The organism is Paraburkholderia phymatum, from assembly GCF_038900715.1.
Lineage (GTDB): Bacteria > Pseudomonadota > Gammaproteobacteria > Burkholderiales > Burkholderiaceae > Paraburkholderia > Paraburkholderia phymatum_A.
Genome location: NZ_JAYMRZ010000021.1, coordinates 123728 through 140632, shown reverse-complemented (window position 1 = coordinate 140632; position 16905 = coordinate 123728). Strand labels below are relative to the sequence as shown.

The window sequence follows — 16905 nt, the reverse complement described above, 5'->3', positions numbered from 1 at the left end:
GTTTTCGTTTGCCGGTGCGATACGGCCGATACCCGCATCCCGTCGACGAACAGGCTACCGAAAGGCTCGCCGTGCGAACCCGTCGAGTGCTTACGCTGCGGCGATCGCTTCGCGTGCGCCCGCCAGTGCCGCGGTCGCCGCGTCCGGACCCATGTTCAGGCCTTCGGCGTAGATGAAGTTCACGTCGGTCATGCCGAGGAACCCGAGGAACGTCTTCAGGTAAGGCGTCTGCGTGTCGCCCGGCGTGCCGACGTACTTGCCGCCGCGAGCCGAAACCACGAACACCTTCTTGCCGTTCACGAGGCCTTCCGGACCGTTAGCGCCGTACTTGAACGTGATGCCAGCGCGTGCGATGAAGTCGAAGTACGTCTTCAGTTGCGACGAGATGCCGAAGTTGTACAGCGGCGCGCCGATCACGACGATGTCGGCGGCTTGCAGTTCAGCGATCAGCGCTTCGCTGCGCGAGGAAATCGCTTGCTGCTCGGCCGTGCGCTGCTCGGCCGGCGTGAAGAATGCGCCGAGGATCGCGTCGTCGAGGTGCGGCAGCGCTTCTTCGTGCAGGTTGCGGACGACGACTCGCGCGCCCGGGTTCGATTGTTGCAGCTTTGCCGTCAGTTCGTTGGCGAGGAGCGTCGACTGAGCGCCTTGCGAGCGAGCCGACGAGTTGATTTGCAGGATCGTGGTCATCTGTGACTCCAGTGAGGGGCGCGCTGTGTTGCGCGAGTGGAGCCATTGTGTTTTTTTACCCGGCGCGGAAAAAGTACCGCGGCGGCGACGGATTGTTGCATCGATAGAACAATCCGCCGTCTGGTAGCGAGCCGGCGGCAGTCGCCGGCAAGCGGTGGCGCGCCGTTATTTCCCCAGCCAGCGCTTGCGCGCCGAGCTCGCCGACGCGCGCCTGTCGTTCGGCGTGAGCTTGTAGCGCGACACGTCGGGCCCGTCGAGCTTCACCTGCGCGACGCGCAACTCGTCGCGCCGGAACGCGTGCACTTCCACTTTGGCGCCGGGCACATAGCGCGACAGAAGCGCGTCGAGATTCGAGCCCGTCACGCGCAGCCCGTCGATCGCGATCAGCACGTCGCCTGCCGAAAGGCCCGCCTTCTGCGCCGCGCCGCCGTCGTGGACGGCCGCGAGCGAGCAATCCGCGCCGTTGCGCACGCGCGCGCCGAGCGACGGCTTCGCCTTCGCGTCGACGTCGGCCTCGAGCGTCACGCCGAACGGTTCGAGCAGCGCTTCGAGCGGCAGATCGCGCGTGCCGCGCACGCCTTCGGCGAAAAGGTCGGACAGATCGGCGCCCGTCGCTTCCGCGAACAGCGCCTCGACCTCCGACTCTTCGATGCCGTTTGCCTTGCCGCGATAGAAGTCGCGTCCGTAGCGCTGCCACAGGAGGCGCATCACGTCATCGAGCGATTTGCGGTTCTGCGTTTGCGCGCGAATCGTCAGATCGAAAGCGAGCGCGACCAGCGAGCCCTTCGTGTAGTAGCTGACGATCGCGTTCGAGGCGTTCTCGTCCTGACGGTAATACTTGACCCATGCGTCGAACGAGCTTTCGGCGACCGTCTGCTTCAGACGCCCGCTGCCGCGCAGCACGCCGCCAATCGTCTTGCCGAGCAGCGTGAAGTATTCGGCTTCCTTGATAAGACCGCTGCGCACCAGCATCAGATCGTCGTAGTACGACGTGAAGCCCTCGAAGAGCCACAGCAGCGACGTGTAATTTTCCTGCGTCAGGTCATACGGCGCGAAAGGCGCGGGCTTGATGCGCTTCACGTTCCACGTGTGGAAGTACTCGTGGCTGCACAGGCCCAGATACGTGCGATAGCCGTCCGTCATCTCGTCGCGGCCGACGACGGGCAAATCCGAACGGTTGCAGATCAGCGCCGTCGATGCGCGATGCTCGAGCCCGCCGTAGCCATCGCTGACGGCCTGGGTCACGAAGACGTAGCGGTCCATCGGCGCTTTTTTCGAGCGCGGCTCGAAGAGCGCGATCTGCGCTTCGCACACACGCTTCAAATCCGCCGACAGCCGCGCCATATCCAGCCCGACCACGCGCCCCGCGATCACGATGTCGTGCGGCACGCCGTGCGCCTTGAAGGTCGCGAGCGCGAATTCGCCGAGCGTGACGGGATGGTCGATCAGCTCGTCGTAGTTCTGCGCGGTGTACTCGCCGAACGCGTAGCGCTTCGTGCCGCGCGCTTCCGTCAGCGCCGTCGCGACCCGCCAGTTGCGGAACTGCGGGCCCGCCGGCTCCTGGATATCGACGACGCACCGCGCGTCCTCGAAACCGAGCGGCGACAGAAACACGCTCGTGCCGTTGAAGAAGCCCGTCGTGTCATCCAGATGCGCGGCCCGCACCGACATGTCCCACGCGTACACCTCGTAGCGCAGCGTCAGCGAGCCCTTCACGGGCGCGGCCTGCCACGTCTGCTTGTCGGTCTTTTCGATGCGCACCTTGCGGCCCGCATCGTTGAACGCGCGCAGCGTGACGATGTTGCGCGCGAATTCGCGGACCATATAGCTGCCCGGAATCCAGACAGGCAGCATGAAGCGCTGGCCCGACGGATCGGGTTCGGCGACGGTGACGGTGACTTCGAAAATATGGGCGGCGGGCTGCTTCGGAACGATGGTGTAGCGGATCGGCTTCATCGGCGCTCGTGTGTGAAAACTCGGGGAGGGATTCGGAAGGTTCAAACGGGCAGCAACGGTGCTGCATGTGATTGGAGGCGCCGCGCGCCTCCTTGTTCAGACAGATTCGGACGGGCGATGCGCCTCGCTCAGCGCGCCGACGTCAACGCCTTGTCCAGTTCCTCTGCGGGCACGGCGCCCGGCAGGCGGCGGCCGTCGGCGAGGAAGATGGTCGGCGTGCCGCTCACGTTCATCGATTGGCCGAGCTTCAGGTTCTTGTCGATGGCAGCTGTGTCGCAAGTGCCCGGCGCGGTCGGCGCGCGACGGTCCTGCATCCACGCTTCCCAGGCCTTCGCGCGGTCGGCGGAACACCAGATCGACTTCGACTTCACCGTCGAGTCCGGTGACAGAACCGGATACAGGAACGTGTAGACGGTGATGTTATCCATCGACTTGAGCGTCGATTCGAGCTGCTTGCAATACGGGCAGTTCGGATCGGAGAACACGGCGATCTTGCGGCTGCCGTTGCCCTTCACCACCTTCACGGCGTCGCCGAACGGCAGGTTTGCGAAGTCGATGCGATTGACCTCCGACAGACGCGCCTCCGTCAGGTTCTTGCGCGTCTTCGAATCGACCATGTCGCCGAGCAGCAGATAGTCGCCCGTCGCGTCGCTGTAGATGATCTGCGAGCCGATGTTCACTTCGTACAGACCGGCGATCGGCGACTTCGTCACGCTCTTGATCGACGCTTCGGCGAGGCGCGATTGCAGCGTTGCCTTGAGCTTGTCGGTGGTCTGGTCGGCCTGCGCGGAACAGCCGAGCGCGGCCGTCACGACGGCCAGCGCCAGCGCGGCGATGCGGATACGTTGCTTCATGCTGCTACTCCTGATTCGATTTTGGCGCCGACGTTTGCGGCCTTCTGCCGTCTGCGGCGCCCGTGTTTATGTTCCGCCCGTGTTCCCGATCGCGCTTGCGTCGCATCGGGAGCCGCGTTACGGATGGTATGCCTCGTGACCTATCCTGTCACACATGCGCCCCGCCGATCGAGGCGCAACGTACATGCCCGGCGTTTCAGCCCAGCGCCGCCGACACCAGCCAGCGTTTGACCAGTTGCTGCCCGCCGACGAACGCCATCCCCGTATTGCGGACCGCGCGCGCGATGTTGCCCGGCAGCGAAAACAGCCGCTGAAGGCCGTCGGTGGCGATGGTCAGCGCGCGGATGTCCTCGCTGCGCGAGCGTTCGTAGCGGCGCAGCAGCACCGTGTCGCCGAGGTCGCGGAACGCCTCTTTCTTCGCGATCACGTCCACCAGCGCAGCCACGTCGCGCAAGCCGAGGTTCATCCCCTGACCGGCGAGCGGATGGATCAGATGCGCGGCATCGCCGACGAGCGCCACGCGCGGCGCAACCAGCCGGTCGACGGTTTGCAGCGCGAGCGGAAAACCTTGAGCGGGCGTCACGCATTCGAGCTTGCCGAGCGCGCCCATCGTCGCACGTTCGACTTCCGCCGCAAGCTGCGCCGGATCGAGTCTGATGAGCGTATTCGCGTGATCGGTCAGCGCCGACCAGACGAGCGACACGTGGCCGTCCGGCAGCGGCAGCAGCGCGATGATCTCGCCGTCGCGAAACCATTGATACGCGGTCTCGCCGTGCGGCCGCTCGGCCTTGAAGTTCGCGACGACGCCTGTCTGCCGGTAGTCGCGCCGGTTCGTCTTCGAGCCGATCTGCGCGCGCACCCACGAATGTGCGCCATCCGCGCCGACGACGAGGTCCGCTTCGAGCACATTGCCGTTCGCGAGGCCGATCGTCGCGCCGCCCGTTTTTACGTCGAGCCCTTGCGCGCGCGTATCGAGCCACGTGAGATTGGGCTGAAAGCGCAGCGCGGCGTCGAGCGCGTGTTCGATCAGCGACGATTCCGCGATCCACGCAAGCTGCGGCACGGACGCCTGAAACGCCGAAAAATGCAGCTCGGCGTGCGCATCGCCGTAGACGCGCATGTCGTAGACGGGCGAGAGCCGCGATGCGTCGAGCGCCTGCCACACGCGCAGACGCTCGAGCAGCGCCTGCGAACTCGCGGACAGCGCGTAGATGCGCGAGTCGAACACGGCGTCGCCGGGCAGCGGCTGGCAATGCTGTGCGAGCAGCGCGACGCGCAGCCCGCATTGCGTGAGCGCAAGCGCCGCGGTCTTGCCGACGAGCCCTCCGCCGATCACGGCGACGTCGAAGGATGAGTGGTGAGCGTTCATCCGGGCATTATAGCTGCGGGGGTGTCGGGGACGGACCAGCGGGACGGGGTACGGCCGGGTTTGGGCGTTGGGTTTGCGCCTTGTTGGGCCGATGGTTGATGCACGTCGGGCGCACGCGTAGACGTGCAGCGGGAGACAATTGGCCGGGACTCCGTTCGTCGCCAGAACGTGTATCGGCAGGTCCGTGAGGCCCCAGGCAGACGACGCCACCTCAGCGCGGCAATAAGGGCGGTGCTCCACGACCGGCCGCGCAAACAGCCGGTCATGTACGAATCGCCTGGCCCACGGACCGCATCAGATTGCTATTTGCTTGCAGCTGTCGTCGTCACCGTATCGAGCACGCCGGTGTTGATCACCTTGTCGACGAAGTTTTCCATCGCATTGGCGATGGCTTTCTTGCCCGCTTCTGCGAGTGCGTCTGCCCCCACGCCGCACGAGCCGTCTTGACTCGAATGGCCCTGTCCGCGGAACGTCGTTGCGATCAGTTCCTTGCCACCCTTGTCCGACACCCGTGCGTGAATGGCAATGTCGACGTTCGCATCCGCAGTCGGGACGAAGAAGCCGGGCGTAAAGCGAATGCGCGGATCGAATTCGGACAGATCGAACTTGAACACAAGGCCGTCACCTGCCGCGGGAATTGCGCCGCCGTTTCTGACAGCTTTCGGGAAAGCGGCTTCGACCGTCTTCGACAGTGAGCTTTCCAACGTTTCCCCGATATACATCGGATAGCTATGAGCCCCGCATGCAAACCCGGGCTTCACATCTTTTCCGGCAGTCGCAAGGTTGTCACTGAACACCATGTACGCCTTGTCCTGCTTTACCCGCGTGCTCATCACTTCCGCCGCGCCGGACTGCGACGAAACTTGCACGTTGTGCGCGCAGCCTGAAAACAGGCCAACCGTCGCAAGAACGGTTACAGCCTTGATCCACCTCATTGCATCCCCCGTAGCGTTATTTGTTCGGCCTGACATGGTCAATTGCCCTGTCACTGCGCTATATCGGCCACATTCGACAGATTCTTTATACGTCGGCCCGATCTCTCGGCACGCTTCCCACCCGCTCCATCCGCTCCGATCAAGGCGTCCGAAAGCGTTACAATTGCCGTTTTTCGAGCACAAAATCCGGTACAGAATCGTGGTCCAAACGCCCGAATGCGTACTGCCTGTCTCGTCCCCAATTTCTTTTTGCGGCTTTCCTGATCCCGCTCTCGCCGGGCTGTGCGAGGCGCACCGGCAAAGCCGTAAACACTGATCTGAAAGGTTTTCCATGAGCCTCCAATGCGGCATCGTCGGCCTGCCTAACGTCGGCAAGTCCACCCTGTTCAACGCGCTGACCAAGGCGGGCATCGCCGCCGAAAACTATCCGTTCTGCACGATCGAGCCGAACGTCGGCGTGGTCGAGGTGCCGGACGCGCGTCTGAAGGCGCTCGCGGAAATCGTCAAGCCGGAACGCATCCTGCCCGCCGTCGTGGAATTCGTCGATATCGCGGGCCTCGTCGCCGGCGCGAGCAAGGGCGAAGGCCTCGGCAACCAGTTCCTCGCGAACATCCGCGAAACCGATGCGATCACGCATGTCGTGCGCTGCTTCGAAGACGAAAACGTGATTCACGTCGCGGGCAAGATCGACCCGGTGTCGGATATCGAAGTGATCAACACCGAACTCGCGCTCGCCGATCTGGCGACCGTCGAAAAGGCGCTCACGCGCTACGCGAAGGCCGCGAAGTCGGGCAACGACAAGGAAGCGGTGAAGCTCGCCGCCGTGCTGGAAAAGGTTCGCGCGCAACTGGACCAGGCGAAGCCGGTTCGCGGGCTCGACCTGACGGACGAAGAGCGTCTGCTGATCAAGCCGTTCTGTCTGATCACGGCCAAGCCGGCGATGTACGTGGCGAACGTGAAGGAAGACGGCTTCGAGAACAATCCGCATCTGGATGCCGTGCGCAAGTACGCTGAGACGGAAAAAGCGCCCGTTGTCGCCGTGTGCGCAGCGATCGAAGCCGAAATCGCCGATCTCGACGATGAAGACAAGGAAGTGTTTCTCGCCGACATGGGCATGCACGAGCCGGGCCTGAACCGCGTGATTCGCGCGGGCTTCAAGCTGCTGGGCCTGCAAACGTACTTCACGGCGGGCGTGAAGGAAGTGCGCGCGTGGACGATTCATGTCGGCGACACGGCGCCGCAAGCCGCTGGCGCGATTCATACGGACTTCGAGCGCGGCTTCATCCGCGCGCAGACCATCGGCTTCGACGACTTCATCACGTATAAGGGCGAGCAAGGCGCGAAGGAAGCGGGCAAGATGCGCGCCGAAGGGAAGGAGTACGTCGTGCATGATGGCGACGTGATGAATTTTCTGTTCAACGTCTGACGAACGATTGTCAAATGCATCTCGCCGCACGACGCGAGATGCCAGATGCAGAGAAAAGCCGCGTATCGACGCGGCTTTTTTTCGCCCTCGTTGTGCGAACATCAATCGGCGCTTCGGGTAATCGCGCTTTCTCGCACCATTCTTCGATGTTAAATTGCCCTTTCGACCACGGACCTGGCATTTAGAAAAATCACCGACGCTTTCCTGTCATCGACCAGAACTAGAATCGCGCACCGCGCAACGCGCGTTCGACAAAAAAGGAGACTCTCGATGCATTGCAAGCCGCTGTTTCGTTCGCTGTCCGCCGCGGCCGTTCTGGCCTTGGGCGTCCATCAAGGCGCGCATGCCGCCACCGAAATCCAGTTCTGGCACGCGATGGAAGCCGCGCTCGGCGAACGCCTGAACGCGATCGCCAACGACTTCAATGCATCGCAGAGCGACTACAAGATCGTCCCCGTCTTCAAAGGCACCTACGACCAGACGCTGGCCGCCGGCATCGCTGCGTATCGCAGCGGCAATGCGCCCGCGCTCCTGCAAGTCTATGAAGTCGGCACGGCGACGATGATGCAGGCCAGGAAAGCCGTCGTCCCCGTGTCCGATGTGTTCAAGCAGGCAGGCATGACACTCGACGAGAAAGCCTTCGTGCCGACCATCGCCAGCTATTACAGCGACTCGAAAACGGGCCATCTGATTTCGATGCCGTTCAACAGCTCGACGCCCGTCCTCTACTACAACAAGGACGCCTTCAAGAAAGCCGGTCTCGATCCCAACGCGCCGCCGAAGACCTGGGCCGAAGTCGAGCAGGATGCGCAGAAGTTGAAAGCAGCGGGCCTGTCGTGCGGCTATTCGTCGGGGTGGCAAAGCTGGATTCAGCTCGAGAACTACAGTGCGTGGCACGGCGCGCCGTTCGCGACGGAAAATAACGGCTTCGACGGCGCCGATGCGCAGCTCGCATTCAACAAGCCGCTGCAGATCGCCCACATCGCGTTCCTGCAGAAGATGGCCAAGGAAGGCACGTTCACCTACGCAGGCCGCAAGGACGAACCCGTATCGAAGTTCTATAGCGGCGACTGCGGGATCATCACGAATTCATCCGGCTCGCTCGCGACGATCCGCAAGTACGCGAAGTTCAATTTCGGCACGGGCATGATGCCGTACGACACGAACGTGAAGGGCGCGCCGCAGAACGCGATCATCGGCGGGGCGAGCCTGTGGGTGTTGTCGGGCAAGGACCCGGCCGTCTACAAGGGCGTCGCGAAGTTCCTGGCCTACCTCAGCTCGCCGCCCGTCGCCGCGAAATGGCATCAGGACACGGGCTATCTGCCCGTCACCACAGCCGCTTATCAACTGACGCAGCAACAGGGCTTCTACGAGAAGAACCCCGGCAGCGACACGGCCAGCAAGCAGATGCTCAACAAGCCGCCTCTGCCGTTCACGAAGGGCCTGCGTCTGGGCAACATGCCGCAGATCCGCACGATCATCGACGAAGAACTCGAACAGGTTTGGGCCGACAAGAAGACGCCTAAAGCTGCGCTCGATTCGTCGGTGTCGCGTGGCGATGATCTGCTGCGCCGCTTCGAGAAGGCCGGCAGCTGATCCGCACGAGTGGCGCGCCTTCGCCGCTGCGCGAAGTAAAGCGACGAAGCGCGCCTGATTCGCTCACCGTTGGGAAGGACGTCGATGGACAAGCGCTCCCGCTTCGGCACCAGCTTCCTGCCTTATCTGCTCGTCGCGCCGCAACTCGCGATTACGCTGCTGTTCTTCCTGTTGCCCGCAGGCGAAGCGCTCTGGCAATCGACGCAAACTCAGGACGCGTTCGGCACGTCGAGCGAATTCGTCGGACTCGGCAATTTCAGGCAGCTGTTCGCCGATCCGCTGTACCTGTCGTCGTTCGAAACGACGCTGATCTTCTGCGCGCTCGTCACCGTTTCAGGGCTCGCGATCTCGCTGCTGCTCGCCGCCTGCGCCGACCGCGTGACGCGCGGCGCAAAAGCCTATCAGACGCTCCTGATCTGGCCATACGCCGTCGCGCCCGCGATCGCGGCCGTGCTGTGGTCGTTCCTGTTCAACCCGAGCATCGGTCTCGTGAGCTTCGCGCTCGGCAAGGCGGGCATCGTGTGGAATCACGCGCTCAATCCCGGTCAGGCAATGTTCCTCGTCGTGCTCGCATCGGTATGGAAGCAGGTCAGCTACAACTTCCTGTTCTTCTACGCGGGGCTTCAGGCGATTCCGCGCTCGCTGATCGAAGCAGCCGCGATCGACGGCGCCGGTCCCGTGCGGCGCTTCTTCGGCGTCGCGCTGCCGCTGCTGTCGCCGACGACGTTCTTTCTGCTCGTCGTCAATCTCGTCTACGCGTTCTTCGACACCTTCCCGATCATCGATGCCGCAACGGGCGGCGGCCCCGCGCAGTCCACGCGCACGCTGATCTACAAGATCTTCGCCGAAGGCTTCCAGGGACTCGACATCGGCAGCTCGGGCGCGCAATCGGTCGTGCTGATGGTGATCGTCGTCGGGCTGACTGTCGTGCAGTTCCGCTTCATCGAGCGGAGGGTTCAATACTCATGATCGAGAATCGCCGCGGCTTCGACCTCTTCTGCCACGCCGTGCTGATCGTCGGCGTGCTGCTGGTCGTGTTTCCCGTCTACGTCGCGTTCTGCGCGGCGACGATGGACGAGCACGAAGTGTTCAGCGTGCCGCTTTCGCTGGTGCCGCGCACGCATCTGTTCGAGAACCTCGCGAACATCTGGACGCACGGCACGGGCAACGCCGCGAGCCCGTTCGGCGCGATGCTGCTCAACAGTCTCGTGATGGCGCTCATTATTGCAATCGGCAAGATCGCCGTGTCGATCGTCTCGGCTTTCGCGATCGTGTTCTTCCGCTTTCCCGGCCGCAGCGCCGCGTTCTGGCTGATCTTCGTCACGCTGATGCTGCCCGTCGAAGTGCGCATCTTTCCGACCGTGCAGGTCGTGTCGTCGATGCATCTGAGCAACACGTACGCCGGGCTCACGCTGCCGCTGATCGCCTCCGCCACCGCGACGTTTCTGTTCCGCCAGTTCTTTCTCACGCTGCCCGACGAGCTGATGGAAGCCGCGCGCATCGACGGCGCCGGTCCGCTGCGCTTCTTCTGGGACGTCGTGCTGCCGCTGTCGAAGACGAATCTCGCGGCGCTCTTCGTCATCACGTTCATCTACGGCTGGAACCAGTACTTGTGGCCGATCCTGATCACGAGCCAGCAGTCGTTGACGACGGCCGTGGTCGGCATCAAGAGCATGATCGCTTCCGGCGACACGGCGACCGAATGGCATCTCGTGATGGCCGCGACGCTGCTCGCGATGTTGCCGCCGCTCGTCGTCGTGCTGGCGATGCAGCGCTGGTTCGTGCGCGGCCTCATTGATGCTGAAAAATGAGGCTGAAAAATGAGGCTGAAAAATGAGGCCGAAAAATGAATGCCGAAAATGAGGCTCAAAGATGAGCCCGAAAAACGAGTGCTGAAATACAAGGATAAAAACCATGTCCGCACTGACGCTGAAAGGAGTGAAGAAATCGTACGACGGCAAGCAGAACGTCCTGCACGGCATCAACGCCGACGTGCGCGACGGCGAGTTCGTCGTGATGGTCGGGCCGTCGGGGTGCGGCAAGTCGACGTTGCTGCGCATGATCGCGGGCCTCGAAGCCGTCACCGAGGGTGAGATTGCAATCGACGGGAAGGTCGTCAACGCTCTCGAACCGAAAGATCGCAACATCGCGATGGTGTTTCAGAACTACGCGCTCTACCCGCACATGACGGTCACGCAGAACATGGGCTACGCGCTGAAGATCGCCGGGTTGCCGAAATCGAAGATCGAAGCGCGCGTGCTGACGGCGGCGAAGATTCTCGAACTCGAACCGCTGCTGGCGAGAAAGCCACGCGAGCTGTCGGGCGGCCAGCGACAGCGCGTCGCGATGGGCCGCGCGATTGTGCGCGAGCCGGCCGCGTTTCTGTTCGACGAGCCGCTGTCGAATCTCGACGCGCGGCTGCGTGTGCAAATGCGGCTCGAAATCCAGCGCCTGCACGGCCGGCTCAAGACGACGAGCCTGTACGTGACGCACGATCAGATCGAAGCGATGACGCTCGCGCAGCGCGTGATCGTGATGAATCGCGGCCACGCGGAACAGATCGGCGCGCCGACGGAAGTGTACGAGCGGCCCGCGACGATTTTCGTGGCGGGCTTCATCGGCTCGCCTGGGATGAATCTGCTGGACGGCCGGATCGCCGACGACGGTGCTTCGTTCGAAGTCGCGGGCGAAGGGCCGACGCTGCCGCTTGTGGACGTGCCGTGCATCGGCCGCGAAGTGGCGGCGGGCCGCGTGTGCGTGCTCGGCATCCGTCCCGAGCACATGACGCCCGGGCAGCCCGGCGCGCCCGCCGCGACGCTTGCCGTCGATTCGTGCGAACTGCTCGGCGCGGACAATCTTGCGCACGGGCGCTGGGGACAGCATGACGTCACCGTGCGGCTGCCGCATGGGCACCGGCCGGATGCCGGTGAAGTGCTTCAGGTCGCGTTGCCCGCGCAGCATCTTCACTTCTTCGATGAGGAAGATGGCAGGCGGTTGAACTGAGGTTTTAATTTGTCTGCGACGCTTTTGTTTTTTGTCTTTTCGCTGGCATCCGCGATTGCATGGCTATTTTCAGCGTGCCGCTGGCATCCGCGTTGCGCCTCGCGGCGCGGGCGTTGCCCCTGTGCGGGGCGGCACTCACTTTCTTTGCCGCCGCAAAGAAAGTAAGCAAAGAAAGCGGGCTCACACCGTCAGTGCTTGACATTTACCCACGGGCTCTCGACGTCCCCATGTTTCACGCGACAGTGTGCTGGTCTGTGTTCGTCGCCAGCGTTTTTGCCTGAACGTCTCACCTGCTTCATGCACCCGCATCGCGGCTCGCGACATCGAATATCCCCGGCCCCTTTGCGGCAAACTGTGTGTAGGCATTCGCGCCGCACAAGACACCCTCGTTACGCGATGCAGCTACAAGTGCGGGCGTTGCCCTCTATGACACAGCAACCTCCGTTCACTACCGGCATGCGGCTCTGAAACGTTCGATACCCTTGGCCGTGCCGCACGTGCATGAAGCGGGTGAGGCGTTTAGCCGGAGCGTTGGCGACGAACACAGGCCAGCACACTGCCCGCGTGAAACACGGGGACGTCGAGAGCCCGTGGGTAAATGTCAAGCGCTGGCGGTGTGAGCCCGCTTTCTTTGCTTACTTTCTTTGCGGCGGCAAAGAAAGTGAGTGCCGCCCCGCACAGGGGCAACGCCCGCGCCGCGAGGCGCAACGCGGATGCCAGCGAAGAGCAAAGCAAACCAACGCAACGCGGATGCCAGCGGCACGCTGAAAATAGCCACGCAATCGCGGATGCCAACGCAAAAGGCAAAAACAAACAGCGTCGCAGACAGAAAGAGAAAGCCCTCAAACACCCAAGTACAATGACACATCCGCCCGCCCGGGCGCCGGCACGCTTAGTGCCGTATTCACTCAACGCCCAATTCAAGCAAATGGCCCAATACGTCTTCACCATGAACCGGGTCGGCAAAATCGTGCCGCCCAAGCGTCAAATCCTGAAAGACATTTCGCTGTCGTTCTTCCCCGGCGCGAAGATCGGCCTCCTCGGCCTGAACGGCTCAGGTAAATCCACGCTGATCAAGATCATGGCCGGCGTCGACAAGGACATCGAAGGCGAAGCCACGCCGATGCCGAACCTGAACATCGGCTATCTGCCGCAGGAACCGCAGCTCGATCCGCAAAAAACGGTGCGCGAAGCCGTCGAAGAAGGTCTCGGCGACGTGTTCAACGCGCAAAAGAAACTCGACGAAATCTACGCTGCGTACGCGGAACCGGACGCCGACTTCGACGCGCTCGCCGCCGAGCAGGCGAAGTACGAAGCGATCCTCGCGACCTCCGACGGCGGCAGCGCCGAACAGCAGCTCGAAGTGGCCGCCGACGCGCTGCGCCTGCCGCCGTGGGACGCGAAGATCGAGCATCTGTCGGGCGGCGAAAAACGCCGCGTCGCGCTGTGCAAGCTGCTGCTCGAAAAGCCCGACATGCTGCTGCTCGACGAACCGACCAACCACCTCGACGCCGAATCCGTCGAATGGCTGGAGCAGTTCCTCACACGCTTCCCGGGTACCGTCGTCGCCGTGACGCACGATCGCTACTTCCTCGACAACGCCGCCGAGTGGATTCTCGAACTCGACCGCGGCTACGGCATTCCGTGGAAAGGCAACTACAGCAGCTGGCTCGATCAGAAGGAAGACCGCCTGAAACAGGAAGAGGCATCCGAATCGGCGCGTCAGAAGGCGATCAAGAAGGAACTGGAGTGGGTGCGCCAGAATCCGAAGGGCCGTCAGGCGAAGTCGAAGGCGCGTATCGCCCGCTTCGAGGAACTGAACAGCCAGGAATATCAAAAGCGCAACGAAACGCAGGAAATCTTCATTCCCGTCGGCGACCGCCTCGGCAATGAAGTGATCGAGTTCAAGAACGTCAGCAAGTCGTACGGCGATCGCCTGCTGATCGACAATCTCAGCTTCAAGATTCCGGCGGGCGCGATCGTCGGCATCATCGGGCCGAACGGCGCCGGCAAGTCGACACTCTTCCGCATGCTGACGGGCAAGGAACAGCCGGATTCGGGCGAAATCATCAAGGGCCCGACCGTCAAGCTCGCGTACGTCGACCAGAGCCGCGACGCGCTCGACGGCTCGAAGACCGTGTTCGAAGCCGTCTCCGGCGGCGCCGATGTGCTGACGGTCGGCAAGTACGAAACGCCGTCGCGTGCGTATATCGGCCGCTTCAACTTCAAGGGCGGCGACCAGCAGAAGATCGTCGGCAACCTGTCGGGCGGCGAGCGCGGCCGTCTGCATCTGGCGAAGACGCTGATCGCGGGCGGCAACATGCTGCTGCTCGACGAGCCGTCGAACGACCTCGACGTCGAAACGCTGCGCGCGCTCGAGGACGCACTGCTCGAATTCGCCGGCTCGGTGATGGTGATCTCGCACGACCGCTGGTTCCTGGACCGTATCGCGACGCACATCCTCTCGTTCGAAGGCGATTCGCAAGTGACGTTCTTCGACGGCAACTACCAGGAATACGAAGCTGACAAGCGCGCGCGTCTCGGCGAAGAAGCGGCGCGTCCGAAGCGTCTGCGTTACAAGCCGATCACGCGTTAAGCGTTCGCTGTGCCGCCGTCCGCACACGGACCGCTCGCGCGGCTCGATGCGAACGGCATATGGTTTGCTGGCTCGTCACACGCAGACGAGGAGACGGCATGGCGATATCGACGGGCAAGCGCGTGGTGGTGGCCTTCGCAGGCGTGATCGTGCTGCTCGTCGTGGTCGCGCTCGGCGGCTTGTATTTCGTGCAACATGAAGTGAAAGAGCGCGTCGTCGAGGCGCTCGCGCCGGTCGGCAGCGCGCAAAGCATCGACGTCGGCCTCACGTCGATCACGCTCAACCGCGTGCGGCTGACGGCGCCCAACGACTGGCCGACTGCCGACTCGCTCACGGCCGAGCAGATCACGATGACGCCCGATGTCGGCGATCTGCTCGCGCATCGCGTGCATATGAAAAGCGTCGTGGTACGCGGCTTCAGTCTCGCCCTGGTGCGAACGGCGAGCGGTCGTCTCGAACTGCTGCCGAAGCTGCGGCAATCGGTGAGCCAGCCCGCGAACGCGGCCAGTGGCGCGAGCGCGGCAAGCGGCGCAGCGTCGAGCCGGCCGCCCTTGCCCGCCGAAAAGCTCATCGAGCACATCGCGTTCGCGGACGGCCAGTTCGTCTTCTACGACGAATCGGTCAGCAAGCCGCCGTACAAGGTGATCGTCAGCGATGCGAGCGCCAGCGTCGACCACATCCATCTGCCCGATCTCACCGAACCGACCAGCCTGTCAGTCCGGGGCTCGATCAAGGGTCCGGCGCACACCGGCAAGGTGACGTTCGACGGCTGGATGAAAATCGCCAGCAAGGACTCGCAGACGACCACGACGCTGCGCGGCGTCGATGTCGTCACGCTCGATCCGTATCTGCTGAAGAAGGCGGGCGCGAAGACCCAGGTAACGGGCGGCACGCTCGACCTGAACATGCAGGCGAGCGTGACCAGCTATCACATCCACGCGCCGGGCACGATCACGCTGCATCGTCTGCAACTGGCCGACACGGGCGATCCGCTCGATACGTTCATGCAGATTCCGACCCGCGCCGCCGTGGCCGCGCTCAAGAAGCATGGCGACGACATCACGCTGCACTTCACGATCGACGGCAATTTGCGCGACCCGAAGTTCAAGCTCAACGAAAGCCTGATGACCGAGCTGCGCGCGAACTTCGCGAAAGCGCTGGGCGTCAGCGCAGAAGGCGTCGCGAAGGGCGCGGGTGAAACGGTGAAGGGACTCGGCAACGCGTTGAAGAATCTGCTCGGGCAATGAGGCTCGCTTCGTCAGCAGCGCTCTGTTCACGCTCAGACAGGCAACCCTAGCGCTCGCAGCCTGGCTTCCGTTTCATCAGCGTTCGTGTGATGCACGCCGTGCCAGCCGAGTTCGGCTGCCGCGTTGGCGTTCTTGACGTTGTCGTCGATGAAGACGAGTTCATGCGGCTGCACATCCGGCAGATGCGCGCGAATCCGGCGCAGCATTTCATCGAAGATCGCCGGATCGGGCTTGACCATTTTCACGCGGCCCGACACGACGATGTCCTTGAAGCGGCGCAGCACCGGATAGTGCTCCCACGCATACGGAAACGTCTCGTCCGACCAGTTCGTCAGGCCGAAGAGCGGCACGTTCGCGGCTTCGAGTTTCTCGACGGTCGCGACGCCGTCGTCGAGCACGCCCGCGACCATCTCGTGCCAGCGCTCGTAGAACGCGCGAATCAGCGGCTCGTGCTCGGGAAACTTTTCGATCAGCTCCGCCGTGCCTTCCGCGATCGGCTGGCCGCCGTCCTGGCGGACCACCCAGTCCATCGTGCAGACATTGGTCAGGAACCAGCGGCGCTCGGCGTCGTCGGGGATCAGCGCGCGGTACAGATACTCGGGGCTCCAGTCGATCAGCACGCCGCCGAAATCGAACACGACTGCCTTGATGGTCATGCGAACTCCGTTTGCAGAATGTCGGCGAGCGGACGCACCTTGACGCGCTTGCCCGTCATCGACGAATGGGCCCAGACGAAGTTCTGGTGCTCGACGATCTTGTCGGCGGCGAGGTGCGGCTTGTCCTGGGTCGTGTGAAGGTCGGACACGACCGTCGTGCGCAGGCCGAGCAGTTCGGCGCGCCGCGCCGTGGCATTAACGCAGAACTCCGTTGCGTAGCCACATAGGATCACGCTGTCGATGTCGCCTTGTTGAAGCTGCGCGGCAAGCGGCGTGTCCTGGAACGAATCGCCGACAGTCTTGAAGATGGAACGGTCCTGCGGCTCGCGAACGAGCGCGGCGGGCAATTGCCACGCATCGCTGCCGCGCGCGAGCGGCCCATTCGCATCGCTTTCGTGCTGCACGAAAAACACTGGCGCATTCGCATCGCGCGCAGCCGACGTGAGCCGGTTGATGCCGTCGATCACATCGCCGGCGCGATAAGCGGCCGACGGACCGTTGAAGAACATCTGCTGGACGTCGATGACGATGACGGCAACACCGGACATGCGAGCCTCGCTATTCACGTTATTTTTGCGGC

General features: G+C 63.2%; 14 protein-coding genes. 7 read left to right on the top strand and 7 right to left on the bottom strand.

Going from position 1 to position 16905, the window contains the following annotated elements; translation table 11 throughout:
• Positions 1-90: 90 nt before the first annotated feature.
• From VSR68_RS31550 to VSR68_RS31530, 5 genes are all read right to left on the bottom strand, one after another.
• Positions 91-687 carry an FMN-dependent NADH-azoreductase gene (locus tag VSR68_RS31550; protein ID WP_342943544.1) on the bottom strand — a complete coding sequence of 199 codons (597 nt, stop codon included), beginning with the start codon at positions 685-687 and terminating at the stop codon, positions 91-93.
• A gap of 165 nt (positions 688-852) precedes the next feature.
• Positions 853-2643 (bottom strand): M61 family metallopeptidase, encoded by a 1791-nt coding sequence (locus VSR68_RS31545; protein WP_342943543.1) that lies wholly within the window; start codon positions 2641-2643, stop codon positions 853-855.
• A gap of 128 nt (positions 2644-2771) precedes the next feature.
• Entirely contained in the window at positions 2772-3497 is a 726-nt protein-coding gene (locus VSR68_RS31540; protein WP_342943542.1) for a DsbC family protein, read from the bottom strand.
• Positions 3498-3693: 196 nt separating this feature from the next.
• Entirely contained in the window at positions 3694-4866 is a 1173-nt protein-coding gene (locus tag VSR68_RS31535; RefSeq protein ID WP_342943541.1) for a UbiH/UbiF family hydroxylase, read from the bottom strand.
• Between the two features lie 302 nt (positions 4867-5168).
• Positions 5169-5855 carry a hypothetical protein gene (locus tag VSR68_RS31530; protein WP_342943540.1) on the bottom strand — a complete coding sequence of 229 codons (687 nt, stop codon included), beginning with the start codon at positions 5853-5855 and terminating at the stop codon, positions 5169-5171.
• Between the two features lie 277 nt (positions 5856-6132).
• On the opposite strand from VSR68_RS31530, the gene ychF reads away from it, so the two are divergent.
• From ychF to VSR68_RS31495, 7 genes are all read left to right on the top strand, one after another.
• Entirely contained in the window at positions 6133-7227 is a 1095-nt protein-coding gene (gene ychF, locus VSR68_RS31525) for a redox-regulated ATPase YchF (protein WP_342943539.1), read from the top strand.
• Between the two features lie 270 nt (positions 7228-7497).
• Positions 7498-8823, top strand: coding sequence for a sn-glycerol-3-phosphate ABC transporter substrate-binding protein UgpB (gene ugpB / locus VSR68_RS31520; RefSeq protein ID WP_342943538.1), 1326 nt, complete (start codon positions 7498-7500; stop codon positions 8821-8823).
• Positions 8824-8907: 84 nt separating this feature from the next.
• Positions 8908-9792: a sn-glycerol-3-phosphate ABC transporter permease UgpA gene (gene ugpA / locus VSR68_RS31515; RefSeq protein WP_342943537.1), complete on the top strand. Its 885-nt coding sequence runs from the start codon at positions 8908-8910 to the stop codon at positions 9790-9792.
• Positions 9789-10634, top strand: a complete 846-nt coding sequence (gene ugpE / locus VSR68_RS31510) for a sn-glycerol-3-phosphate ABC transporter permease UgpE (protein WP_342943536.1) — start codon at positions 9789-9791, stop codon at positions 10632-10634. Before ugpA ends, ugpE begins: the two co-directional genes overlap by 4 nt.
• Positions 10635-10737: 103 nt before the next feature.
• Positions 10738-11826 (top strand): sn-glycerol-3-phosphate import ATP-binding protein UgpC, encoded by a 1089-nt coding sequence (locus tag VSR68_RS31505; protein ID WP_342943535.1) that lies wholly within the window; start codon positions 10738-10740, stop codon positions 11824-11826.
• A gap of 928 nt (positions 11827-12754) precedes the next feature.
• The gene (gene ettA, locus VSR68_RS31500; protein WP_342943534.1) at positions 12755-14422 is read left to right on the top strand and encodes an energy-dependent translational throttle protein EttA; all 1668 of its coding nucleotides are present in this window, start codon (positions 12755-12757) and stop codon (positions 14420-14422) included.
• Positions 14423-14520: 98 nt separating this feature from the next.
• Positions 14521-15669, top strand: coding sequence for a DUF748 domain-containing protein (locus tag VSR68_RS31495; RefSeq protein WP_342943533.1), 1149 nt, complete (start codon positions 14521-14523; stop codon positions 15667-15669).
• Between the two features lie 32 nt (positions 15670-15701).
• On the opposite strand, the gene VSR68_RS31490 is transcribed toward VSR68_RS31495, so the two are convergent.
• Positions 15702-16325, bottom strand: a complete 624-nt coding sequence (locus VSR68_RS31490; protein WP_342943532.1) for an HAD family phosphatase — start codon at positions 16323-16325, stop codon at positions 15702-15704.
• On the bottom strand, positions 16322-16873 hold the full coding sequence (locus tag VSR68_RS31485) for an isochorismatase family protein (RefSeq protein ID WP_342943531.1): 552 nt from the start codon (positions 16871-16873) through the stop codon (positions 16322-16324). Before VSR68_RS31485 ends, VSR68_RS31490 begins: the two co-directional genes overlap by 4 nt.
• Positions 16874-16905: the final 32 nt, after the last annotated feature.